The organism is Candidatus Nanopelagicales bacterium (genome assembly GCA_018003655.1).
Lineage (GTDB): Bacteria > Actinomycetota > Actinomycetes > S36-B12 > UBA10799 > JAGNDY01.
The window spans coordinates 1-24,234 of the sequence record JAGNDY010000027.1; the positions used below are offsets into that span (position 1 = coordinate 1).

At 63.7% G+C, this 24,234-nt stretch carries 22 protein-coding genes; 15 read left to right on the top strand and 7 right to left on the bottom strand.

All coding sequences use genetic code 11. From position 1 onward, the window contains the following. The 11 genes from infB to KAZ48_05715 form a co-directional block, all read left to right on the top strand. Window positions 1–2,028 (top strand): translation initiation factor IF-2 (gene infB / locus KAZ48_05665; protein MBP7972266.1); only part of this gene is annotated, 2,028 nt, incomplete at its 5' end. 52 nt (window positions 2,029–2,080) lie between these two features. Next, a complete protein-coding gene (gene rbfA / locus KAZ48_05670; GenBank protein ID MBP7972267.1) occupies window positions 2,081–2,530 on the top strand; it encodes a 30S ribosome-binding factor RbfA in 450 nt (149 codons plus the stop codon). Next, window positions 2,527–3,546 carry a bifunctional oligoribonuclease/PAP phosphatase NrnA gene (locus KAZ48_05675; GenBank protein ID MBP7972268.1) on the top strand — a complete coding sequence of 340 codons (1,020 nt, stop codon included), beginning with the start codon at window positions 2,527–2,529 and terminating at the stop codon, window positions 3,544–3,546. The genes rbfA and KAZ48_05675 overlap by 4 nt, the downstream gene beginning before the upstream one ends. Window positions 3,547–3,548: 2 nt before the next feature. Next, complete coding sequence (gene truB, locus KAZ48_05680; protein ID MBP7972269.1) at window positions 3,549–4,445, top strand: tRNA pseudouridine(55) synthase TruB; 897 nt, start codon at window positions 3,549–3,551, stop codon at window positions 4,443–4,445. Between the two features lie 54 nt (window positions 4,446–4,499). Continuing rightward, complete coding sequence (locus tag KAZ48_05685; GenBank protein ID MBP7972270.1) at window positions 4,500–5,450, top strand: bifunctional riboflavin kinase/FAD synthetase; 951 nt, start codon at window positions 4,500–4,502, stop codon at window positions 5,448–5,450. 144 nt (window positions 5,451–5,594) lie between these two features. Further along, complete coding sequence (gene rpsO / locus KAZ48_05690; GenBank protein ID MBP7972271.1) at window positions 5,595–5,864, top strand: 30S ribosomal protein S15; 270 nt, start codon at window positions 5,595–5,597, stop codon at window positions 5,862–5,864. Window positions 5,865–6,014: 150 nt separating this feature from the next. Beyond that, entirely contained in the window at window positions 6,015–8,234 is a 2,220-nt protein-coding gene (locus KAZ48_05695; GenBank protein MBP7972272.1) for a polyribonucleotide nucleotidyltransferase, read from the top strand. A 6-nt stretch (window positions 8,235–8,240) separates the two neighbouring features. Beyond that, on the top strand, window positions 8,241–9,587 hold the full coding sequence (locus KAZ48_05700) for an insulinase family protein (GenBank protein MBP7972273.1): 1,347 nt from the start codon (window positions 8,241–8,243) through the stop codon (window positions 9,585–9,587). Between the two features lie 2 nt (window positions 9,588–9,589). Further along, complete coding sequence (locus KAZ48_05705) at window positions 9,590–10,360, top strand: 4-hydroxy-tetrahydrodipicolinate reductase (GenBank protein ID MBP7972274.1); 771 nt, start codon at window positions 9,590–9,592, stop codon at window positions 10,358–10,360. Then, on the top strand, window positions 10,357–10,791 hold the full coding sequence (locus tag KAZ48_05710; GenBank protein MBP7972275.1) for a tetratricopeptide repeat protein: 435 nt from the start codon (window positions 10,357–10,359) through the stop codon (window positions 10,789–10,791). The genes KAZ48_05705 and KAZ48_05710 overlap by 4 nt, the downstream gene beginning before the upstream one ends. A 79-nt stretch (window positions 10,792–10,870) precedes the next feature. Next, window positions 10,871–12,115, top strand: coding sequence for a geranylgeranyl reductase family protein (locus KAZ48_05715; protein ID MBP7972276.1), 1,245 nt, complete (start codon window positions 10,871–10,873; stop codon window positions 12,113–12,115). A gap of 21 nt (window positions 12,116–12,136) precedes the next feature. Here KAZ48_05715 and KAZ48_05720 read toward each other — a convergent pair whose 3' ends face one another. Beyond that, window positions 12,137–13,705, bottom strand: a complete 1,569-nt coding sequence (locus KAZ48_05720) for a glycerol-3-phosphate dehydrogenase/oxidase (GenBank protein MBP7972277.1) — start codon at window positions 13,703–13,705, stop codon at window positions 12,137–12,139. Continuing rightward, window positions 13,698–14,387, bottom strand: coding sequence for a TetR/AcrR family transcriptional regulator (locus KAZ48_05725; GenBank protein ID MBP7972278.1), 690 nt, complete (start codon window positions 14,385–14,387; stop codon window positions 13,698–13,700). The genes KAZ48_05720 and KAZ48_05725 overlap by 8 nt, the downstream gene beginning before the upstream one ends. A gap of 71 nt (window positions 14,388–14,458) precedes the next feature. Here KAZ48_05725 and KAZ48_05730 point away from each other — a divergent pair, with 71 nt between their 5' ends. Further along, window positions 14,459–16,084, top strand: a complete 1,626-nt coding sequence (locus KAZ48_05730) for an FAD-binding oxidoreductase (protein MBP7972279.1) — start codon at window positions 14,459–14,461, stop codon at window positions 16,082–16,084. Here the strand turns inward: KAZ48_05730 and KAZ48_05735 are convergent. Continuing rightward, window positions 16,059–17,714, bottom strand: a complete 1,656-nt coding sequence (locus KAZ48_05735; protein ID MBP7972280.1) for a glycerol-3-phosphate dehydrogenase/oxidase — start codon at window positions 17,712–17,714, stop codon at window positions 16,059–16,061. The two genes, KAZ48_05730 and KAZ48_05735, sit on opposite strands and share 26 nt — an antisense overlap. 136 nt (window positions 17,715–17,850) lie before the next feature. On the opposite strand from KAZ48_05735, the gene KAZ48_05740 reads away from it, so the two are divergent. Then, on the top strand, window positions 17,851–18,636 hold the full coding sequence (locus KAZ48_05740) for an FAD-dependent thymidylate synthase (GenBank protein MBP7972281.1): 786 nt from the start codon (window positions 17,851–17,853) through the stop codon (window positions 18,634–18,636). A 3-nt stretch (window positions 18,637–18,639) separates the two neighbouring features. Here the strand turns inward: KAZ48_05740 and KAZ48_05745 are convergent, their stop codons facing one another. From KAZ48_05745 to KAZ48_05760, 4 genes are read right to left on the bottom strand one after another with little or no spacing between them, the layout of a single operon-like run. Beyond that, window positions 18,640–19,368, bottom strand: coding sequence for a hypothetical protein (locus KAZ48_05745; protein ID MBP7972282.1), 729 nt, complete (start codon window positions 19,366–19,368; stop codon window positions 18,640–18,642). Further along, window positions 19,365–19,748, bottom strand: a complete 384-nt coding sequence (locus KAZ48_05750; protein MBP7972283.1) for a hypothetical protein — start codon at window positions 19,746–19,748, stop codon at window positions 19,365–19,367. The genes KAZ48_05745 and KAZ48_05750 overlap by 4 nt, the downstream gene beginning before the upstream one ends. Then, on the bottom strand, window positions 19,745–21,490 hold the full coding sequence (locus KAZ48_05755) for a TIGR03767 family metallophosphoesterase (protein ID MBP7972284.1): 1,746 nt from the start codon (window positions 21,488–21,490) through the stop codon (window positions 19,745–19,747). The genes KAZ48_05750 and KAZ48_05755 overlap by 4 nt, the downstream gene beginning before the upstream one ends. A gap of 59 nt (window positions 21,491–21,549) precedes the next feature. Further along, complete coding sequence (locus KAZ48_05760; protein MBP7972285.1) at window positions 21,550–21,801, bottom strand: hypothetical protein; 252 nt, start codon at window positions 21,799–21,801, stop codon at window positions 21,550–21,552. On the opposite strand from KAZ48_05760, the gene dapA reads away from it, so the two are divergent. Continuing rightward, entirely contained in the window at window positions 21,801–22,757 is a 957-nt protein-coding gene (dapA, locus tag KAZ48_05765; protein MBP7972286.1) for a 4-hydroxy-tetrahydrodipicolinate synthase, read from the top strand. The two genes, KAZ48_05760 and dapA, sit on opposite strands and share 1 nt — an antisense overlap. A gap of 104 nt (window positions 22,758–22,861) precedes the next feature. After that, window positions 22,862–24,234: ribonuclease J (locus tag KAZ48_05770; protein MBP7972287.1), on the top strand; the 1,373-nt coding region annotated here is incomplete at its 3' end.

Below are 24,234 nucleotides of genomic sequence, written 5' to 3' on the forward strand. Positions count from 1 at the left end.
GGTGGTGCTCCTGGCGGCGGAGGCGGTTATGCCGGGGGAGGTCGTCCTGGTGGCGGTTTCGCTGGTCGCCCGGGCGGCGGCGGAGGTGCGCCGGGCGCATTCGGCGGCCGAGGTGGTCGCGGTGGCGGACGACCCGCGCGAGGTCGCAAGTCAAAGCGTGCCAAGCGCCAAGAGTTTGACAACATGGCGGCTCCCACGATTGGTGGGGCCAGCGTTCCGGCCGGAAACGGCCAGAAGCTCGTCCTCCCACGTGGGGCGTCGCTGACGGACTTTGCCGACAAGATCGGCGCGAATCCCGCGTCGCTGGTGTCAGTGCTCTTCAAACTCGGCGAGATGGTGACCGCGACCGAGTCGGTCAACGACGACACTCTCGCCCTGTTGGGTGCGGAACTGAATTACGAAGTTCAGGTTGTCTCTCCCGAGGACGAGGATCGCGAACTCCTTGAGACCTTCAACCTCGAGTTTGGCGAAGACACTGGTGGCGACGACGACCTCGTTGCGCGAGCGCCTGTCGTTACGGTCATGGGTCACGTTGACCACGGAAAGACCAAGCTGCTCGATGCCATCCGCAACACCACCGTGGTGGATCGGGAAGCCGGAGGCATCACCCAGCACATCGGCGCTTACCAGATCGTCGCCCACAAGGACACCGAAGCCGAACGACCCATCACCTTCATCGATACGCCGGGTCACGAGGCGTTCACGGCAATGCGTGCCCGTGGTGCCAAGGTTACCGATATTGCGATCTTGGTGGTTGCCGCCGATGACGGTGTCAAGCCCCAGACGATTGAAGCGCTTAACCACGCCCAGGCCGCTGATGTGCCGATCGTGGTCGCCGTCAACAAGGTCGACAAAGAGGGCGCTGACCCCACCAAGGTTCGCTCGCAGTTGACCGAGTACGGCCTGGTTGCCGAGGAATTCGGCGGCGAGACCCTGTTCGTTGACGTGTCGGCCAAGCAGGGCAAGGGCATCGACGAGTTGTTGGAAGCTGTGCTGCTGACAGCAGATGCGTCGCTGGACCTGCGTGCCAATCCGACTCAAGACGCTCAAGGCGTGGCGATCGAGGCTCACTTGGATCGCGGCCGCGGACCGGTGGCCACGGTGCTCGTTCAGCGAGGCACGTTGCGCCCAGGCGCGTCGATCGTGTGTGGCGGTGCGTTCGGCCGGGTCCGGGCAATGCTCGACGAGAACGGCGACGCCTTGGCTGAGGCGCCGCCGTCGCGGCCCGTTATGGTCCTGGGCTTGACCTCGGTGCCGGGTGCCGGTGATTCGTTCCTGGTCGTTGATGAGGACCGGACGGCGCGTCAGATCGCGCAGACGCGGCAGGCTCGTGAGCGCAACGCGCAGTTGGCCAAGCGCCGTGGCAGGCGCACCCTGGAAGACTTCCTCAAGACGCTGGAGTCCGGCGAGGTGCAGGAGCTCAACCTCATCCTCAAGGGCGACGTGTCCGGTTCGGTGGAGGCGCTCGAAGATGCGCTGCTCAAGATCGATGTGGGCGACGAGGTATCACTGCGGATTATCGATCGCGGTGTCGGTGCCATTACCGAGACCAACGTCAACCTGGCCGTCGCGTCGGATGCCGTCATTATCGGCTTCAACGTTCGACCGGAGGGCAAGGCGCGTGAGCTAGCGGATCGCGACGGCGTCGACATTCGCTACTACTCCGTCATCTACCAGGCGATCGACGAGGTTGAGGCGGCGCTGACTGGCCTTCTCAAGCCCGAATACGAAGAGGTCGCGCTCGGCAGCGCCGAGGTCCGCGAGGTCTTCCGATCGAGCAAGTTCGGAAACATTGCCGGCACCGTGGTTCGCGACGGTCTGGTTCGTCGCAACGCCAAGGCGCGCCTTGTGCGTGACGGCGTCGTGGTGGCCGACAACCTCAAGGTGGAGTCGCTCAAGCGCTTCAAAGATGACGCCACCGAGGTGCGCGAAGGGTTTGAGTGCGGTATTGGCTTGGGCTCCTTCAACGACATCAAGGTCGACGACGTCATCGAGACGTTCGAGATGCAGGAGAAATCGCGCAGTTGATCGAGGGGCAGCTAGCTGCCCCTCGACGACTGACCAACCAAGGAGGCTTGTCATGGCCGATGAGAGTCCCCGCGCGCGCAAGCTTGCCGATCGGGTCAAGGTCATCGTCGCGGAGATGCTTGAGCGCCGTATCAAGGATCCGCGGTTGGGCTTTGTGACGGTGACCGACGCCTACGTCACAAATGACCTGCGGGAGGCGACCGTGTTCTATACGGTGCTCGGCGATCCGCAGGAGCAAGCCTCCAGCGCGGTCGCACTCGAGTCGGCAAAGGGCGTCATCAGATCGGAGGTCGGTAAGCAGACCGGCGTCCGGTACACGCCGTCCCTGAGCTTCATCGCCGACGCCGTGCCCGAGAACGCGCGGCATGTCGATGACCTCATTGCGGCTGCCCGCGCTGCAGACGCCCGTCTGCACGAGCGATCCGCGGGGGCGACCTTCGCTGGCGATTCCGATCCTTATCGAGTCCCGCGAACTGACGAGCCAGACGATGTCCAGCCATGAGTTGGGACCAGGCGCCGGCGGATCACGATTGGCAGCGCCTCGTTGACTCGCTGAGATCAGCGAGAAGCGTGTTGCTGATCGCTCATGTCTCACCCGATGGCGATGCCCTAGGTTCGGCGGTGGCCGCCGGACTGGCGATGCGCCAGTTGGGCATTCCGGCGGTCGTCTCCTTTGATGGCGAACCATTCGAATTGCCGCTGTCCCTGAACTGGATGCCGGGGGACTCGGTGTTGTCCGCTCCGGCGGACATTCCAGCCGAACTCGACGTGGCCATCAGTTTTGACGCTGGCTCTTTGGATCGGCTCGGCGCCCTGGCGGACAAAGCTGCGTCGGCCGAGCTTTTCGCCGCGCTCGACCACCACCGCTCATTCACCGGCTTCGCGGACATCTGCCTGGTTGACGTTGCTGCCCCGGCAACTGCGGTCCTCGCTCTTGAGTTGGTGGATCGACTCGGCGCCGAGGTGACAGCGCCGATCGCCGCCTGCCTGTACGTGGGTTTGACAACGGACACGGGGTCGTTCCGTTTTGCTGGAACAACGGCAGCGACACATCGGATGGCTGCTCGCCTCCATGAGGCCGGCATCGCCCATGACCAGATAGCTCGTGCCGTTTTCGATAGTCAACCGTATGCCGCGATCCAGCTAGCTGGCCTGGCGATCTCGCGCTCACAGTTGCTTCCGGACGCCGCCGGGGGACTCGGGGTTGTCAGTAGCTGGGTCAGTCACGGGGATCGAGTTGCGGCTGGACTGCCGCTGGATGCTGCCGAACCGATCATCGACGCCTTGCGAACCGCAAATGAGGCTGAGGTCGCGGTGGTTCTCAAAGAGGGCGACGACTCGGTCTGGCGGGTTTCAACCCGTAGTAAGGGACAGATGGACGTTGGCGCCGTGTGCAGCGGTCTGGGTGGCGGTGGCCACCGGTTCGCGGCCGGCTACTCCTCGGCGAAGCAACCTCAGGAAATCTTGCGCGAGCTACTGGCCGCCCTCGCTGAGCAAGCGTCCGCGAGTGCTGGCTGATCGTGGTTGACGGGCTGGTAATCGTCGACAAGCCCTCCGGGTGGACCTCGCACGATGTGGTCGCCCGGATGCGACGGATCGCTGGCACCCGCCGAGTAGGTCACGCGGGCACCCTCGACCCAATGGCGACCGGTGTCCTGGTCTGTGGGATCGGCAAGGCAACCAAAATCCTCGGTCGGGTCTCTGGATCGACCAAGGCCTACGAGGCAACAATCCGGCTTGGCATGGCGACGACTACTGATGACGCCGAAGGTGAGGTCGTCTCGGTGACCGATGCCCGCGCACTAGCGGCAGACCCGGCAGTACTGGACGAACAAGTCGCTGCCCTGACGGGGTCCATCATGCAGCGACCGAGTGCGGTCAGCGCAATCAAGGTGGACGGCAAACGTGCCTACCAACGGGTCCGCGCGGGGGAAAACGTGACGCTCACTGCTCGGCCAGTGACCATCGAACGGTTCGACGTCGACGCCGTGACTGTCTCGGAAAACGACGACGGTACGTGTCTGGTTGACCTTGTTGCACGGATCGAGTGTTCAACCGGAACGTACGTGCGGGCTCTGGCCCGCGACCTTGGTGATGCGCTCGGCGTCGGCGGTCACCTGACTGCCCTCCGTCGAACGCGCGTCGCCGGCTTCAGCCTGGATCAGGCCTCGACCCTGGCGGACTTGGAACGCGAGCTCGTTGTGACACCCCTAGGTCAGGCTTGTGCAGAGTTGTACACAAACGTCGTGGTCGAGGATGCCGATGCGGCGCGGATCTCTCACGGTGGTCGGATTGGCTGGCCGACCGAACTGGCGAGCGATGACACAGTCGCTGTCTACGGTCCTGAGCGGCGGATCCTCGCTCTGGCCGAATGCAAGGACAACAAATTGGCGCCTACGGTGGTGTGGGCGAACTAGTGCCCGAGGGCCAGCGGTGGCCGGCGCCCGCACGCGTCTGGGAGGATCAGCGCTGTGTATGTGTGGGACGACCCAAGCCAGGTGCCAGCGGACTGGCCAGCCTCAGCCGTCACCATCGGCGTATTTGACGGCGTGCACCGCGGGCATCGCGAACTCATCCGGCGCGCGGTCGACACCGCGACTGTGGGTGGCAAGCCTGCTGTCGTCATCACGTTCTCGCCGAGTCCAGCTGAGGTCGTCGGCTTGGCGGAGCCGCCAACTCGGTTGTCGACGCTGGAACAACGGCTCAAGCTCATCGGTGAATTGGGCGTCGATGCGACGCTGGTGATCCAATTCGACAAGGAGTGGGCAGACCTCAGCGCCGAACAGTTCGCGGGCAGTGTGCTTTCCGATTCGCTACGGGCCAGCCAGGTGGTGGTCGGCACCAACTTCCGCTTCGGTCATCGCGCCCGGGGCAACGTCCGTCTGCTGCAGGGAATCGGACACTCGCTGGGCTTTCAAGTGCAGCCAGTCAACCTGCTGGCGGCAGATGGCGAAGGTGATCCTGTTAGTTCAACCCTCATCCGTGAGTTGGTGTCCGAAGGCGACGTAGCCTCAGCGGCCCGCATGCTCGCTCGTCCACACCGTGTCGAGGGTGTGGTTGTCCGAGGTGACGGACGCGGTGCCGAACTCGGGTTTCCCACGGCGAACGTGAACCCGACGCCGCGTGCTGCCATGCCCGCTGACGGCGTCTATGCCGGGCGAATCGTGCTCGATCCGTACGGCGATGAGCGCGAGTCGCTCTGTGCGGCGATCAGCGTGGGGACCAACCCGACTTTTGACGGCAACGAGCACCGGGTCGAGGCCTTCGCCTACGACGCTGGCGACCTTGATCTCTATGAACAGTACATCGCCGTCGACTTTGTCGATTTCATCCGGCGGCAGGAGACATACGCAAATCCGGCGGACCTGACCAAAGCGGTGGAACGTGATGTGGATCAAGCCCGGACAGTGCTCGGGGGCTGACGTCCCGCACGTCGGCTGGTACCCTGAGCCTGACGGCTACCGGACGAGCGCCCAGTAGACCGACATCTGCGAGTCCGCGATCAGCGGACCTGACGTATCGCCGACCATCACGGTTAGCCCTACACGCGCTCGAGGGAACAATTAATGTCGATTGATGCAGCAACCAAGACCCGTCTCATCTCCGAATACGCCACAACTGATGGCGATACCGGCAGCCCCGAAGTGCAGGTCGCGATCCTTTCGCACCGCATCTCTCATCTGACTGAGCACCTCAAAGAGCACAAGCATGACCACCACAGCCGCCGTGGGCTGCTGTTGCTGGTCGGCCGTCGCCGTCGACTGCTCAACTACCTCACAAAGACCGATATCAACCGGTACCGGTCACTGATCGAACGACTCGGCATTCGCCGCTAGTCGACTAATCGGGGCGGCCTCACCTCACGGTGGTTCGGACGCCCGGTCCTCGGTGGTGGTGGGCGGAAGTAACCTTCCGAACACTTCGATCGAAGGCCGGTCCGCCACCGGCCGCGCAGCCGCCCCCTTTCTCAACAAGGAGGGCACCCTATGGAGGGTCCTGACACATTTTCCGCCGAAGCCGTCATTGACAACGGCCAGTTCGGCGTTCGCAAGATTCGTTTCGAGACCGGTCGGCTTGCTCGGCAGGCCGCTGGTTCCGCCGTCGCCTACTTGGACGATGACACCATGCTGCTATCGGCCACGACGGCCGGTAAGCACCCCAAGGACAACTTCGACTTCTTCCCACTCACGATCGACGTGGAAGAGCGGATGTATGCCGCCGGCAAGATCCCAGGTTCATTCTTCCGTCGCGAAGGCCGGCCGAGCGAGGACGCGATTCTGACGTGCCGGTTGATCGACCGACCGTTGCGTCCGAGCTTCGTGAAGGGTCTGCGTAACGAGATCCAGGTTGTGGTCACGGTGATGTCCCTGAACCCCGACCACCTGTACGACGTTGTGGCGATCAATGCCGCGTCGATGTCCACGCAGGTTGCTGGTTTGCCGTTCTCCGGCCCGATCGGTGGCGTGCGAGTGGCATTGATTCGCGGCCAGTGGGTGGCGTTCCCGACACATAGCCAGCTGGAAGAAGCCGTGTTCGACATGGTTGTGGCCGGACGTGTTGTCGGCGACGACGTGGCCATCATGATGGTCGAGGCCGAAGCTACTGAGCAGACCGTCGAGCTCATCGCCGGCGGCGCACAGGCGCCCACCGAAGAGGTCGTCGCGGCAGGACTTGACGCGGCCAAGCCGTTCATCGCTGAACTGTGCCGTGCGCAATCGGAACTGGCGGCTCAGTCGAACAAGGAAACCCGTGACTACCCGGTTTTCCTCGACTACCAGCCCGACGCGTTCGACGCCGTTGCTGCGGTCGCTGAAGCCGATCTGGCCAAGGCACTGACCGTCGCGGACAAGCAGGACCGTGAGGCGGCCCTCGATGACGTCAAGGCGACGGTCATGGAGAAGCTGTCCGAGCAGTTCGAGGGCCGGACCAAGGAGCTTGGTGGCGCGCTGAAGTCGCTGACCAAGAAGCTAGTCCGCCAGCGCATTCTGCGTGATCAGGTCCGAATGGACGGTCGTGGTGTGACCGATATCCGCAGCCTCACCGCCGAGGTTGAGGTTATTCCGCGGGCACACGGTTCGGCACTGTTCGAGCGCGGTGAGACCCAGATCTTGGGTGTCTCCACACTGAACATGTTGCGGATGGAACAGCAGTTGGACACGTTGAGCCCGGTGACGCGCAAGCGCTACATGCACAACTACAACTTCCCGCCGTACTCGACTGGTGAGACTGGTCGAGTCGGCTCGCCCAAGCGTCGCGAGATCGGCCACGGCGCGCTCGCCGAGCGCGCACTGGTTCCGGTGCTGCCCAAGCGCGAGGACTTTCCTTACGCGATCCGGCAGGTCTCCGAGGCCCTCGGTTCCAACGGCTCCACCTCGATGGGCTCGGTCTGCGCCTCGACGATGTCGCTGCTCAACGCCGGTGTGCCCCTGTTGGCTCCGGTTGCGGGTATCGCGATGGGTCTGGTTACCGACGAGGTCGACGGTAAGACCGAATACGTGGCCTTGACCGACATCCTCGGTGCCGAAGACGCGTTTGGCGACATGGACTTCAAGGTCGCTGGCACCAAGGAATTCGTCACGGCACTTCAGCTCGATACCAAGCTCGACGGTATTCCGGCCTCGGTGCTTGCCGGAGCGCTCACGCAGGCACGCGATGCCCGGCTGGCGATCCTCGACGTGATGATGGAAGCGATCGACGCTCCGGATGCCATGAGTGATCTGGCCCCCCGGATCATCTCGGTCAAGATTCCGGTCGACAAGATCGGTGAGGTCATTGGGCCCAAGGGCAAGATGATCAACCAGATTCAGGAAGACACCGGCGCTGACATCTCAATTGAGGATGACGGCACGATCTACATCGGTGCGACCAATGGTTCGGCCGCTGAGGCTGCTCGGGAGACGATCAACCAGATCGCCAACCCAACCATGCCAACCGTGGGGGAGCGCTACCTCGGAACGGTCGTCAAGACGACCAACTTCGGTGCGTTCATCTCGTTGGTTCCCGGCCGCGACGGTCTCCTGCACATCACCGAGATCAAGAAGCTCGTCGGTGGCAAGCGGGTCAACGCCGTTGAGGACGTGCTCTCCGTTGGACAAAAGGTTCAGGTCGCCATCAAGGAGGTCGACCCACGCGGCAAGCTGTCGCTCACTCCCGTTCTCGAGGGTGACGACGCTCCGGCCGCAGACGTGGTCAGCGCTGACGCGTAACACCACATGAAGATTCCCGCGCCCAGTCAGCAGCGATCAGGTTCAACGCGAACGCTGCTGACTGGTGCCGACGGGTCGGTCGTCAAACGCACGGTGCTGCCAGGCGGTCTTCGGGTCGTTTCCGAGGTGGTCCCCGGTGCCAGGTCGGTATCAATCGGCTACTGGGTTGGGGTCGGTTCCCGGGACGAGTCACCAACGGCAGCCGGTGCCTCTCACTTCCTTGAGCATCTGCTGTTCAAGGGCACGGATCGTCGTAGCGCCTTTGACATCACCGCCGAACTTGAGGCTGTCGGCGGTGACATGAATGCCTTTACGACCAAGGAATGCACGTGTTTCCACGCACGGGTACTGGCCGACGATCTGCCGCTGGCGGTCGATGTCCTAACCGACATGGTCACCGCAAGTAAGGTGGCCGCGTTCGACGTCGATGCCGAGCGTGGTGTCGTGCTGGAAGAGATCGCCATGAACGAGGACGATCCAGGCGACGTGGCGCATCAGAACTTCTCTACGCGGATCTACGGTTCGTCGAAGCTCGCCGCGCCCGTCATTGGAACCGTGCAAAGCCTGCGGGAGATGCCCCGCAGCACGGTCTGGCGCCACTACCGACGCAACTACCGGCCAAACGATTTGGTCATCACTGCGGCTGGGGCTGTCGATCACGCCCACCTGGTCCGGGAAGTCCGCCGGGCGACCAAGGGCTGGTCGACGGACCCAGCTGCTACGCCGATCCCAGCTCGAGCCGCGCGTACTCGCCCCACCCGACACCGGTCACACCCGGGCACGCAGGTGGTGACACGGCCGACCGAGCAGGCGCACGTGGTCTTGGGAATGCCGGGTCTCGCCCGTACCGACGACCGACGCTGGGCGCTGGCGGTGCTGGACGTGGTTATCGGTGGGGGTATGTCCAGTCGGCTCTTCCAGGAGGTGCGGGAGAAGCGAGCATTGGTCTACTCGGTGCACACTTTCCGGTCCGGCTACTCCGATGCTGGCGTATTCGGGGTCTATGCGGGAACCACGCCGGAGAAGGTGGACGAGACGATTTCGGTCGTTCGGGACGTGCTGGCCAACGCGGCTGCTGGCGGGGTCGGATCCGAGGAGATTGCCCGTGCCCGCGGCCAACTGCGCGGGGCCTCGGTCATGGAGTCGGAGGATCAAGGTTCCCGGATGAGCCGACTGGGCGAAGCGGAACTGCTCAGTGGCAACTACCTGAGCCTGGACGATGTCGTTGAGGCGATTGACGCCGTCACCGACGAGCAGGTTGCCCACGCGGCCGCCACGATCCTCACCGAACCGCAGACGATGACTGTCGTGGGACCCTTTGAGCCTGACCGCGTCTTTGGTGAGGATGGCTAAGCATGACGATTCGAGTGAGTGTGCTGGGCGCGCGCGGCCGCATGGGCCAAGAAGTTGTCGCCGCGGTGGAAGCCGATCCGGGCCTGGCGCTCGCTGCGGCACTGGATGTCGGCGACGAACCCGCGACCCTGGTCAGCGTAGGCACCGACGTGGTCGTGGACTTCACCAGTCCGGCCGCCGTCATGGGCAACCTGAGGTTCTGCATTGACCACGATCTGCACGTGGTGGTCGGCACTTCGGGGTTCACTCCTGAGCGCTTGGCCCAGGTGACCGAATGGCTGGCCGACCACGACCGAGTCGGTGTTGTCATCGCGTCGAACTTCGGCATCGCGGCGGTGTTGATGATGCAGTTCGCTGCCGCCGCGGCACCCTACTTCGACAGTGTCGAGATCGTTGAACTGCACCACCCGGACAAGCTGGACGCCCCGTCGGGGACAGCTCGCCGAACAGCCGAACTGATCGGACAGTCTCGAACCCGCGCAGGCAGTCCGGAAATGCCAGACGCGACGACTGAGGAGCTTGACGGGGCTCGCGGCGCAGTTGTCGAGGGCGTGCGGATTCACGCCGTTCGATCGCGCGGAATGATCGCCCACCAAGAGGTCATCCTGGGCACTGCGGGAGAACTGCTCACGATCCGCCATGACTCCATGAACCGCTCCTCCTTCATGCCGGGAGTGCTGCTCGCAGTCCGAGAGATTGGTTGCCGACCGGGTTTGACGTTCGGTCTTGAACATCTGCTCGACCTCGGCGGACAAGACTCCCCAAAGACGTGACCGCCAAGCGCACGGCGATCATCCTGGTGCTCGTCCTCGCGGTCTATCTGGTGATCGCCGGCTGGCAGGGGATCGCCTTCATCAGCACCGGATCGCCATTGGCCATTGGCCTGGGCATCGGTGTGTTGCTGCTGCCAGTGGTTGGAATCTGGGTGGTGTGGCGAGAACTGCAATTCGGCTTCCAGGTGCAAGCAATGGCTAGGACCCTCGAGGCTGAAGGGGGTCTGCCCGTCGATGATGTCGCCAGGACGGGCAGTGGGCGATTGGATCGCGACGCCGCCGATCAGGCCTTTGCCAACGAACAGGTCGCGGTCGAGCAAAGTCCTGACGACTGGCGCGCCTGGTTTCGGGTCGCTGCGGCGTACGACGCGTCTGGGGATCGCAAACGCGCACGGGCAGCGATGCGTCATGCCCTGACGCTCTACCCCTAGTCGATCCGTAGTCGCCTGTGCTTGCTCGTCACGGCGACCCGATCACGGCCGGGATTGGCTCACAAGAGACGATTGCCTCGTGAGTTCTACCGACCTGTCGTGCGACGTGCTCGTCGTCGGTGCCGGACCTGCCGGTTCCGGTACCGCTGCCTGGGCTGCGCGCGAGGGGTTGGACGTGCTGCTTGCCGACGCCGCCACGTTTCCGCGCGACAAGCCATGCGGCGACGGCCTCACCCCCCGCGCGATAGCGGAACTGACCCACCTTGGTTTGGAGCAGTGGCTGGCGGGTCGCGCCGTGAATCGCGGATTGCGGGCATCAGGCTTCGGGCGCACCCTGTATTTGCCCTGGCCCGGTGGATCACTGCCTGACCACGGTGGCGCCGCACCTCGAGTCGAGCTCGACGATCGGATCCGCCAGGTGGCACTCGCTAGCGGGGTGCGCACTCTTGAAGGCGCTCGCGCGGTTGATGTCCGTCTGGCCGGGGCTCGGGTGGCGGCAGTCATCTTCAAGGGCCCGGACGGTGCCTTCGAGGTTCGTTGTCAGCGGCTGGTGATCGCCGACGGGGCCAAGTCGCAACTCGGCCGCAAGCTGGGCCGGCAGTGGCACAAGACGACCGCTTACGGTGTCGCCGCTCGCGCCTACATCAAGTCAGACCGCGCCGACGATGAGTGGATCTCCTCCCACCTCGAGTTGCGCGGCACGGCGGGGGAGTTGCTGTCGGGCTACGGGTGGATCTTCCCGCTCGGCGATGGCGAGGTGAATATCGGTGTGGGAACCCTGGCGACTTCCAAGCGGCCCGCCGACGTCAACCTCCGTCACCTCATCGCGCACTACACCGACGGTCAGCGCGCTGACTGGAAGTTGCACGGCGAACTACGCGACACTTGGTCTGCCCTGCTACCCATGGGTGGTGCGGTGTCGCATGTCGCGGGTCCCAACTGGTTGATGGTCGGTGATGCGGCCGGGTGCGTCAATCCACTCAACGGCGAGGGCATCGACTACGGCTTGGAGACTGGTCGCTTGGCTGCGCAGATGCTGTCACGCCGGTCGACGGTTGACCTCCAGGCGCGGTGGCCGCAGTTACTCCAGCACCACTACGGACCTGCCTTCTCCGCGGCCCGGCGACTGGCCGGGTTGCTGACCGTCCCAGGGTTCTTGCCCAAGGCCGGACCCGTGGGCATGCGCTCGCAGTACCTGATGACGATTGCCCTGCGGGTGATGGGAAACCTGGTCACTGCCGAAGACACCGACGCTTTGGCCCGCGTATGGCGAACTGCTGGCCGGATGTCGGTCCGGCTCGACGAACGGCCACCGTTCAGCTAGGTCAGCTGTCAACCAACTCGTTCAGGTACCAACAGTTGCCAGTAATTGCCCTGAGTCGGCCAAAATCTGCTGGGCTTGCGGCGCTACCGCCGCCAGGTCCGCTGGCACCATCGACACCCGCGTTCTGCGCTCCAGCAGATCTGCCAGGGTCATGCCGAGTTCCGCCTGGACTCCCCAGAGCAACTCGACACCCAAGACGTCGACCACGTTGCCATCAGCACCAGTGAGTGGTTCAAGTAGCCGTTGGTCGCCATCGGCGAGTGCAGCGACCAGCCCGGCTTCGGCGCCAAACCGCCTGACCAGTCGCGCCGGCAGTCCGGCGTTCGCTGGGTTTGGCCCCGCGCCCACGAGGGGGACGGTCGAGGTCACACAGGGCACATCGGTGATCCGGTCGACCGCGTCCTGTGCCATGCGGCGGTAGGTCGTCAGCTTCCCGCCAGTGACCGTCACCACCTCACCGGGCCCGCCAAGAACCAGGTGCCGACGCGAGATGTCCGCCGATTCCTCCTCGTCGCCGGCTGTCACGAGGGGCCGCAGGCCAGCAAATGAGCCAACGATCTGGCTCCGGTCGATGGGCCGTTGCAGCCCTTGTGAGAGCACGTCAAGAATCCAGTCGATCTCGTCTTGAGTGGCGGCAGGAACGTCAGCAATCGGCCCGGGAGCAGGCACATCAGTCAGGCCGACGTAGATGAGTCCGTTGGGTTGCGGAAGTGCGAAGACGAAGCGCCCGAGGTGGCCTGGGACCGGAACGGTGATTGCGGCGGTTGGATGTCCCAGATCCCGGGCACGTAGGACGACGTGGGTGCCTCGACTGGGACTGAGCGTGACCCGCTGATCGAGGGTTCCCGCCCACACCCCGGTTGCGTTGATGACATGTTTGGCGTTGATGCGGTAGCTGCCGCCGGCAAGGGTGTCTTGGACCGTCGCACCGTCGGAATCGATCTCCGATGCCGTTGTTCGCGTCAGCATGATGGCCCCGTAGGCCGCGGCCGTGCGCGCAATCGCAACGACGAGCCGAGCATCGTCCTCCAGCGCGCCGTCCCAGCCGAGCACGGCTCCACGCAGCCGATGTGCGGGTAGTGCCGGCGCGAGTCGAATGGCTTCGGCCGCACTGATTCGGCGGGGACTGGGCATCACGGACTTTGGCAGGCGTGTGCCTCGCCTCAGCGCGTCGCCAGCAAGCAGTCCCGCGCGGGCGAGCACCCGTTCCTTGGTGGTGCTATCGGTGAAGTCGGGGATCAACTGGGGAAACGCACGGACGAGGTGGGGAGCGATTGTGGTGGCGATCAAAGCGCGCTCCGTGGATGACTCCCAGGCGACTCCCACTTGTCCGGTCGCCAGATACCGCAGGCCGCCGTGGATCATCTTGCTTGACCACCGAGAGGTGCCGTAGGCGAAGTCGTGCGCTTCGATGAGCGCCACGGTCATCCCACGGGTGGCGGCGTCGAGCGCGACTCCCGTACCCGTCACACCACCGCCGACCACAAGGACGTCGACGGCGTGACCGCTGGCGAGATGGTCGCGTTCACGATCACGGCGGGCCAGCGTCAACAGACTGGCTGGATCACCAGGTCGAAGGTGGTTATGCATCTCGGTGACTCCTCTCGGTGGTGCCAGCGGCACGTGGATCGAGGTAGGCGAAGGTGAGGATTTCAAGTTCGGGGTAAATGCCCCCGCCGGGGTCGGTGGCGATGAACGCGCGGGCCGAAAAGACCAACGATTGGGCGAATCCCAGGATCGTCAGTGCCATGGCGTCAGCGTCACCCGAGCGGATCGAGCCATCGCCGGACTCCGGCTGCCCGGCGGCGACAAATCGACGCAACTCATCGATGGCCAGCCGTTGGGTGGTTCCCAGTCGATCAACCATGAAGGGGATCAGCACTTCGGGATCGACCGCCAGAATCTTGGTGAGCAACGGGTGCCCGATGAGCACGGCGACAGTTCTGGTGACCGTGTGGGTGAGGCGCTGGCGCGCGTCGGGCAGATCCTTGGTGGAATCCCGGGCCGCGGTCATCACCGAGCCAAGTTCGACCGTCAGTAGCTCAGACAGGAGGCGCGACAAGTCGTCATAGCGCCGGTAAATCGTCATTCGTGACACGCCGGCTCGTCGGGCGACATCGACCATCGTCGTTCTCCGGAGGCCCACCTCCATGATCGAGTCGTAAGCCGCCTGCAGCACCGGATCTGCCGCGGTGGCCTGCGCGGGGGAGGTTTGGGAGACCTGCTGGTCCAAAACTTCCAACCCGGCAACCCTGGGACGATGTGACATCATGTGTAACAATGTAACATCTACTCAAAGATGAACGGTTCTGACCATTACCAGCGCTCAGTAGGGATTTTGCGATGATTGGAAGCTACGACGACACGACCACACGTTGGGGCGTTCCGGACAAGCCGATCGAGGTCTCCCAGCGAGCGTTGGACTACTTGAACGACTGTGTCGGCCCTGCCGAGCCAACACCGCAAGTTCTCCGAGCCGAGGTGACCGTTACTGCCTCCCGCCTCGACGACGCGACGCAATCGGCGTTGCGTGCTGTCGTCGGCCAGGACGGGGTCACGACCGATGACACGTTGCGGATCACCCACGCGGGTGGCTTCTCCTACCTGGACTTGATCGAGCGCCGTGACGGACATCCGCACTTAGTCGACGCCGTTGTTTACCCGTCCGATGCCGCTGCGGTGAAGGAGTTGCTGCACCTCTGCGGCGAACAGGATCTGGCCGCGGTTCCGTTTGGGGGAGGCACCTCGGTTGTCGGCGGGGTGCGGCCGGAAGACGGTCGCCACCGAGGCGTGATCGCTATCGCGTTTGATCGCATGGCCGCGCTGCATGAGGTGGATGACGTGAACATGACCGTCACAGTCGGACCTGGAATGACCGGACCGACCCTCGAGCGACTACTCAAGACCAGGGGCATGACCCTCGGGCACTTCCCACAGTCCTGGGAACGCGCCTCCATCGGCGGTTATGTTGCGACGCGCTCGGCCGGGCAAAGCTCTGCCGGATATGGCCGAAGCAACGACATGGTCGAGTCCCTGCGGGTCGTTGCACCCCGGGGTGAGTTCGCGCTTGGCCGGGCACCGGGTTCGGCTGCAGGTCCAGACCTGCGACAGCTGTTCATCGGCAGCGAGGGAATCCTCGGGATAATCACCGAAGTCACGTTGCGGATTCGGCGCGTGCCGGCGGTTACCCGCTACGAGGGGGTCATGTTTCCCACCTATGAGGCCGGACTCGACGCCTTCCGGGAACTCCTGGCACGCCGGGCGACAGCCGACCTCATGAGATTGTCCGACCCCGAGGAGACCTTGACCAACCTGACGATGGCAGCCGAGGGCGCAAAGGCCACCGCGTTGAACACCTACCTCAAGGCTCGTCGAGTTGCCGGCGGCTCGTTGGCAATCTTCGGATGGGAAGGCACGCGCACCCAAGTCGGCTCGCGGCGCGACGAGACCTGGCGGGTGCTGCGCTCATTCGGTGCGGTCTCGCTCGGAGCTCAGGTCGGTAAGGGCTGGGAGCATTCGCGGTTCTCGGGTCCCTACCTGCGCGACAGGTTGCTGGACGAGGGCTATTTGGTCGAGACGCTGGAGACGGCGACTGGTTGGCGTGAGCTACCCGCCTTGCGGCAGCGCATCAGCGAAGCCATCACGGGCTCGCTCGGCGACGCTGGTCCCGGGCCGTTGGTCATGTCGCACTTGTCGCACGTCTATGAGACCGGTGGCTCCCTCTACGTGACGATCCTGGCCAGGCGTGATCATGCGGATCCAGTCGGCCAATGGAAAGCGGCCAAGGCGGCCGCGTGTGACGCGATTGTCGAGGCCGGCGCGACCATTACGCACCATCACGCCGTCGGCCGTGACCACGCACCCTGGATGGAAGCGGAGATTGGCCGCAGTGGCGTCGAATTGCTCCGAGCGCTCAAGGCTCACCTCGACCCAGAGGGAATCCTCAACCCGGGGGCACTGCTTGGTTGAGCGCCCGCTGCTCGGCTTCTCGCTCCGGCGTGAAGTATTCGTCAAACCGCCGGCGGGCATCATCGCCAAACAACAAGTCACACGCCTCGTTGATACCGGGGGCGCTCTTGATGTCGTCGTACCTGAGCACGAGCGAGATTTTGGATCGGCGGCGCAGGAAGTCCTCCAGGGTCGTGATCATCTCCGTTGCAGCGGCGTAGTAGAGCTCGACCCGCACATACTCCGCTCCGACGATGATGTCGTCAGCCATCGTGGGGTCATCCCGGATCGCTTCGAGCATGGCGAAGGCGCGCATTCCGTAGCGACGCCATAGCCGGGTGGACAGCGTTTCGAAACTCGCCCGCTTGCGGAGTTTGTCCAGCCGCATGAGTCGTGCCTGCCGGAAGAACTCGTTGCGGGTCGCCTTCGGCGGTTCGCCGTACCAGGCGTTTGTCTCCGGCTCCAGGTGGACGCCGAGCTCGGCAACCTCGTCGCAGATCTCCTCGCCGATGTTGAGGCAGTCGGTGAGTTTCCCGCCAAAGATGGTGATGTAGTTGTCGGCGGCTTCGGTTTCGATGACGTGTTTGCGTGACAACGACGTCCAGTCGGTCTCGTCTGAATCGGTGTCCGTCGCGTCCACGACCAGCGGGCGGACGCCGCAACGGCTCGAGATGATGTCCGCCGGGGTGAGCGGGTTGGTCAGATCCATCCGCTCGTTGATTTGGGTGAGCAGGAAGTCGCGGTCCTCGTCTTCGACGTGGGTGACGGCCCGGTCGACGCGCTCGTCGGTGGTGCCAATGACGGAGCGCGGTCCCATGGGAATGACGTAGAACAGCCGCTCAGTGTCGTCGAAGAACGCCAAAATGCGTTCGTGGTCGACCAATCGCGGCACGACCAAGTGGATGCCCTTGGAGAAGACAATCTTGTGGCGGGTTTCGATGGCGAACTTCTCGTTGAGTTCGTCTACGAACGGCCCGGTTGCATTGATGATCACCTTGGCCCTGACCGAGAGGTTTTCGCCGGTGTCGTTGTCCCGCAGTTGCGCGTGCCAGCCGTCCGGTCGCTCGACGGCATCGGTCAACTCGACGTAGTTTGCGCAGGCCGCGCCCACGTTGAGCGCCGACCGGATGAAGCTGAATACGAAGCGGGAGTCGTTATCGACGACGTAGGCATCGGAGTACTCAATGCCACCCTGAATGTTGGTCATATTGACCCTCGGTTCTGCGGCCGCGATGGCCTTGGCCGAGTGGACTTTGGGTGGCTTGGTGAAGAAGTTGCCGATTGCCCAATATGCGGCCGATCCCAGTCCGGCAAACCACGGCTTGTACGGGGAGTGGTTGTCCAACGGTGCCAGGAAACGAATCTCCTTGAGGTTGGCTGGGTAGGCCCGGATCAGCCGATTCCGGGAGACGCACAGGTGCCGAACCAGTGGAAGCTCGTAGTTCTCCATGTACTTGAACCCGCCCCACACCAGGTTGGAGGACTCCATGGAGGTGAACCCGGCAAAGTCTCCCCGATCGATCACGGCCACGGAAGCGCCCCGCGACGCCAGCGCTGCGGCACTCACCGCGCCGTTGACTCCGCCGCCAACGATCAGCACGTCGAACGAACCATTGCGGATCTTTGCGATATTCGAGTCTCGCAGTCCCATGTGTGCTCCAATTTCTTGCAAGCAATTCGGCAAGTGTCGGCATCAATCCGGTAATCAATCCGGCGAAGCCAGAGTGTCAGCTTCGGAGCAACCATGACACTTGAGGCACACTGTCGTGACTGACGGAGGAGTAACCATGACCACGATCTCATCTGAGGACACGATTTCGGTGACTGAGGACGCTTCCAGCGAGCACGCGCCAATCGAAGGCGCACGGTTCCGTAGCGAAATGACAGTTGAGTTGGTCCGCTCCGCTGCCCAGGACAGCGACGTCGTCTGGTCAGCACGAGTCTCCACTGCCGGTGAGAAGTCGATCGAGGCCGCGGGCATCGATCCCAATGAGTCACGTGGACTGATCAACTTCCTGATGAAGAATCGCCACGGGACGCCGTTTGAGCACAACAGCATGACGTTCCTGATTTCCGCACCCATCTTCGTGTTCCGCGAGTTCCATCGCCACCGCATCGGCTGGAGCTACAACGAGGAAAGTGGCCGCTACCGCGAGCTAGCTCCCGTGTTCTACGTACCGGCACCTGAGCGCAAGCTGATCCAGGTTGGCAAGCCCGGACACTACGACTTTGTGGATGGCACCGCCGAGCAGAGCCGACTGGTTCACGAGACCACGATTCGCGCATGCGAGTCCTCCTATCGTGCCTACCAAGAGATGCTCAACGCTGGCGTCGCCCGCGAGGTTGCCCGGGCGGTGCTTCCGGTCGGCACCTACTCGACGATGTACGCGACCTGCAACGCACGGTCGTTGATGGCCTTCCTGAGTCTGCGGACCAAGCACGAGGACTCATCGTTCCCGTCCTACCCACAGCGAGAAATCGAGATGGTCGCCGAACAAATGGAGAGCCATTTCGCCGCGTTGATGCCGCTGACCCACGCCGCTTTTGTGGCGAGCGGCCGAGTCAGTCCGTAGCGCTCACGCCTCTGGTCGGTTCGAAGGGTCCGCGGTCTCGGCCATCGATCCGACTGGCGTGCTCCGGTAGATCAATGCCCAGGTTGTGATCATCCATGCCCCGATCACCCCGGCGATCAGCCAGAACACGAAGGCGGCGTTGGCACCGTCAAGGATGAATGACGTCATTCCCGAAGTGACGTAGAGAGCCACGAGCCACACGCAACTCACGGCAACGGTGATCAGATAGCGGCCGAACCTCGATCCGATCGCGCGGAAGTTTGCGGTCAGTGGGTTGCCGATGCCGTCGGCGGCAGCGATCACCACATACGGGGTGAGTAGTAGTAACAGGATTCCCGGCAGCGCGTACAGCATCAAGCCGATGGTGCAGGCAAGGGTCCAACCGAACGTCCAGAGCAGGAAGTGACCCAGGCGAGGCTTGATCGTCTTCCACGTGTCAGCAAACCCGGCTCGTCCGGTCACCGTGCGCAGGGCCGCCGTGGTTATCACTGCGAGGCTGACGAGCAGCACGAGGTAGGAGGCGAGCGCCAGCAGCAGGAATTGGCCGTTGTCCAGTCCCGGCACGGGTTTGGGGATCGTGAGCAGAGCCTGGATCGCGGCATTGACGGCGGCGACCACACCGAAGATCAACGCTGCGCGCCAGAAGCGCGCGCACCCCGTGGCGAACGCCGACCAGCCGTAGTGCCTGGTCGGTTTGGCGCGGCCCAGTTGCGTTGCATCTGTCGCACTCACGGTGCTGTCCTCGCATCGTCCTGGAGGACAGCCGCAACTGAACCATGGTAGATCTGGCGCTTGCCAACGGTCAGGGTCATGATCGGGTCGTCGCTTGAACCATCCGGCACGCTGGCTGTGATGATCTTGCGGTCAATGGTTTTGCCCAAGCAGTCGTACTTGATTTTGTTGGTGACCGTGCACCGTGGTGATTGGTAGACCGCGATCTTGTTGGCAAGCAGTAGGTCGTTGGAGGCAGTAGCCAGATAGATGACGTTCATGTTCCCGCTCTGGGCAAGTCCGACGACCGTGCCCGAACAACCGGTCAAGGCCAGCGCGCCAACAGCCGCGGCCGACACCGCGCGCAGCGCATGTCCGGCGACCGTCAGCAAGGACGTCACGTTCGTACCCTCTCGTCGTACGCCACCAGACGAGCACGAGCGATGGCTTGTTCCTTCTCCAGTTGGGCGTTACTGATTCCGGACAGCCTGAATGGTGCGTTCAGGACGAGTTCGGTGTTTCGATCCAACGGCGACCCCCTGCGAGGCAGCGGTTCGAACGCCCAACTGTTCGACGCCAATTCCCGGCTCAGCGACGCGAGACCCTGTTGCGAGAAGTCGCCAACCGACCAGGCGGCCGGGGAGTCGTGGTCGAGCACAGTGGTGAAGATCGACAGGGTGCCGTCGTCATTATCGACGATTTCCAGCATCTGCTGCTGTTGTGGATAGTCGACACATGAGGCGGTGGTGATCTCCCAGAATCCGCCACCGTCGCCGGCCGGGTGGGCAGTAATGGTGTTGATGTGGGTGTGGCCGTTGATCCACGCAATCATGTTTGGGTACTTCTGTAGCATCGTCACGAATTCATCGGCGTGGATGAGGATCTGGGTAGGTCCGATCGCCGTCGTGGCGATGTTCTCCAGCGTGTAGCTGTTGTGATGGCTGCAGACGATCGCCAGCTTGCCGTCTTTGCGAGCTTGCTCCAGCCCTGCCTCGAGCCAGTCGAATTGATCTTGCGGGACGGCGCCATCCGCGCCGGCCACCTGATTGCAGGTGTCCAAGCCAAAGACCCTGATCGCTGCCGTAACGTCGGCCTGCCACCACGTCTGGTTGTTGTCCAGGCTCGCCTGCGTGAAGCCGTGCCCAATCGGTCCCGGGAAGGGGTCACTGTCCAAGTGCGCCTGGATGAATTGCTGCTGATCGAAGAGCTCGCGACTGCCATCTGGCGTCACCGAGTGAACGCCACCTTGTAGACCGACGCTGGTGCGCAGTTGCTCGACAAACTGCTGGAACATGCTGTTGTTCTGGCTCCACCAGTTGACCATGTTCGTGGTGGTGGCCGGCCACAGCGCGGCCTTGCGACTCCCTGTCGCCCAGGCCTGCAGCGCGACCTGCACTTGGATGTTGCCCATGAAGAGTGTGTCGTGATTGCCATATACCGAGTACCAGGGCGCTGGCAGGCCGTCTGAACTGACCGACTGACTGACGGCTGCGTTCAGAACGCCGGGAATGGTGGGGAAGCCACGCTCGCCAAACTGATCGTCAGCGGGATCGTCCGGGTGGTAGGCATAGGTTGCTTCGCTCCAGACCTGAACGCCCTCGTACGTCCCAACCCTGCCTGAGTTGGGGGTGATGGTCCCGCCGTCGAGGAGTTTGACGTACCAGGAAAGCTCGTTCGAGTTCCGTGAGTCGGCGAAGTCGCCGGTATTCAGGACGGCAGTCAGCGGTGCCCCGGTGACCGGACTGATCCGCGAATTGTTCATGCTCGCCACCATCTGGGACAGCACCTGGGCGGTCATGGTGTCGTGGGGTCGGGTGGCGTCGACGAAGCTCGCCGAGACCGCAACCAGTGGCTCCAGCCGACCCGGTGACTGGGCGTCGATCAGGTGGATATCGCTGAGGTGGCCCAGATATGCCAAGGACCGCCTGGTTCGAGCGCGAGCGGCCGCTGGTTGCTTCCCGACGAGGTCGATGCGGGTCAGGTATGGCTCGCCCGGCCCGCTCAGCAGCTTGCGGTACTGGATGTTCGCAATCGAACTCTGGGTGATGGTTTGCTGCAGCGTGCTAGGAGCGGTCGATGGCTTGATTGGTGCTGCCAGCGCTTTACCCAGCAGGTCGCCGGGGAGCGCGAAGGCACCCGCCAACGCAGCAGTCGTGGACAGGAATGCTCGCCTCGTAAGACCGGACAGCGCAGCCTCCTCCGTCAGCGCGACTCGGTCGCGAGCTTCAGTTGCCCCGAAGGTAGCGAAGTCGGTGTGCCGAAGGCCGGTTGGCCGAGCGCGGTGACATGGCGCGGCCAGGTTTGGCCGAGCGCGGTGACATGGCGCGGCCAGGTTTGGCCGAGCGCGGTGACATGGCGCGGCCAGGTTTGGCCGAGCGCGGTGACATGGCGCGGCCAGGTTTGGCCGAGCGCGGTGATATGGCGCTTCGCTGGCCTGCGAGTAGCCTGGGGCAATGAGCGCCGATCGTCATGACTCCCCGTTTGGAACGATCCTGACCGCGATGGTCAGCCCGATGTTCCCCGACGGCGAGGTCGACTACGAGGGCGCCGCCCGGTTGGCCAGCCACTTGGTGGACATCGGCAACGACGGCATTGTGGTCAACGGCACGACCGGTGAAGCACCTACCACGACCGATCAGGAGAAGGACGGCCTGCTCCGGGCAGTGCTTGAGGCGGTCGGTGACCGCGCGGTCGTGGTTGCTGGCGCCGGGACCAACGACACGCGCCATTCAATTGAACTCGCTCGCCAAGCTGAGGCCGCCGGGGCGCATGGTCTGCTCGCCGTAACGCCGTACTACAGCAAGCCCCCGCAGACCGGCATAGCTGCCCACTTCACGGCCATCGCGGATGCAGTGGGCCTCCCCGTCATGTTGTACGACATCCCCGGCCGTGCCGGGACGGCAATCGATTGGCAGACCCTGGTCTTTCTCGCCGAGCATCCACGGATCGCGGCCGTCAAGGACGCCAAGGGCAACCTGGAATCCGTCGTGGAGGTGACGCGCCGAACCGACCTGCAGTGGTACTCCGGCGATGACGGCCTGAATCTGCCGTTTCTTTCCATCGGGGCTGCGGGAGTGGTGAGCGTGACCGGCCATCTGGTCGCCGGCCGACTACGCGAGATGGCCGAGTTGTTCTGGGCCGGGGACGTTGCCGCCGCCACCGCCGTGAACCAGGACCTGCAGCCGATCACCACCGGGTTGTTCCGAACCCAGGGGGCGATTCTGGTGAAAGCAGCCTTGAATGAGTTGGGTCAGCCAGCAGGGCCGATGCGATTGCCGCTCATTGACGCGACTGCTGAACAGTTGGCGGTGCTGCGGGTGGACCTGGCAGCCGGCGGCATCGACGGATTCACCGGACCGGGTGCCGCTGCCGCGCTTGGGGACACTGCCACACCGGGGGATATCGCGTGAACCACCAACTGCCCAGCCATGCCGAGCTGGGCCCGCCGCCATCGCTAGCACCCAACACCGTGCGAATCGTGCCACTCGGGGGCCTCGGCGAGATCGGCCGCAACATGGCCGTTTTCGAGTTCGACGGCAAGCTGCTCATCGTTGACTGCGGGGTGCTGTTCCCGGAGGACTCCCAACCTGGCGTCGACCTCATCCTGCCGGACTTCGCCTACATCCGCGATCGCCTCGACGACGTCGTCGGGCTAATCCTGACGCATGCGCACGAGGACCACATCGGGGCTGTGCCCTACCTGTTGCGCGAGCGCCTCGATATCCCGATCTATGGCTCCAAACTCACGTTGGCCTTGTTGTCGGCCAAGCTTCGCGAGCACCGGTTGAAACCCACTTTGCATGAGGTTGCCGAGCACGAACAGGTGCGAATCGGCCCCTACGAGCTCGAGTTCGTCGCGGTCAATCACTCAATCCCCGACGCCTTGGCTGTAGCCATCACGACCGCTGCGGGCCGGGTGCTGCATACGGGTGACTTCAAGATGGATCAGCTGCCGCTCGACGGCCGGATCACCGACCTCAACACGTTCGCCCGGCTGGGCGACGAGGGTATCGATCTGCTGATGATCGACTCGACCAACGCCGAAGTGGGCGGTTTTGTGACCTCGGAGCGGGAGATCTCTCCGGTCATCGACCGAGTATTCGACGAGGCGCCCGGCCGGCTCGTCGTGGCGTGCTTCGCGTCCCACATCCACCGCGTCCAACAGGTCATCGATGCGGCCACGCGGCATGGTCGGCGAGTGGCGTTCGTGGGCAGGTCCATGGTTCGCACGATGAACGTGGCGCGGGATCTCGGCTACCTCAAGGTCCCCGGCGGGCTGCTGGTCTCGCTCGATCAGCTCGATGAGTTGCCAGACGACCAAGTCGTGTTGGTCTGCACCGGATCGCAGGGTGAACCGATGGCCGCACTGTCGCGGATTGCCAACCGCGATCATCGGATTCGTATCCATGACCTGGACACCGTTCTCTTTGCCTCATCGACGATCCCTGGCAACGAGAACGCGATCAACCGTGTCATCAACGGGCTGTCGCGGTGGGGCGCCACGGTCGTTCACACCGGCAATGCGCTGGTTCACGTATCCGGCCACGCGGCGGCCGGTGAACTCACCTACGTGTACAACATCGTCAAGCCGTCCAGCGTGATGCCCGTGCACGGCGAGGTTCGCCATCTACTGGCCAACGCAGCAATCGCGGTCCGCACCGGGGTGCCGGAGGAGCGCGTCGTCGTCGCTGAGGACGGCTCGGTTGTGGACCTGGCCGATGGAATGGCCAGAGTCGTTGGTCGTGTCCCGTGCGCGCACATCTTCGTGGACGGATCCAGCGTCGGAGACCTTACTGAATCGTCGCTGAAGGACAGGCGGATCCTCGGTGAGGAGGGCTTCGTGTCGATTTTCATTGCCGTCGATGTGGATGCCTGCAAAGTCGTGGC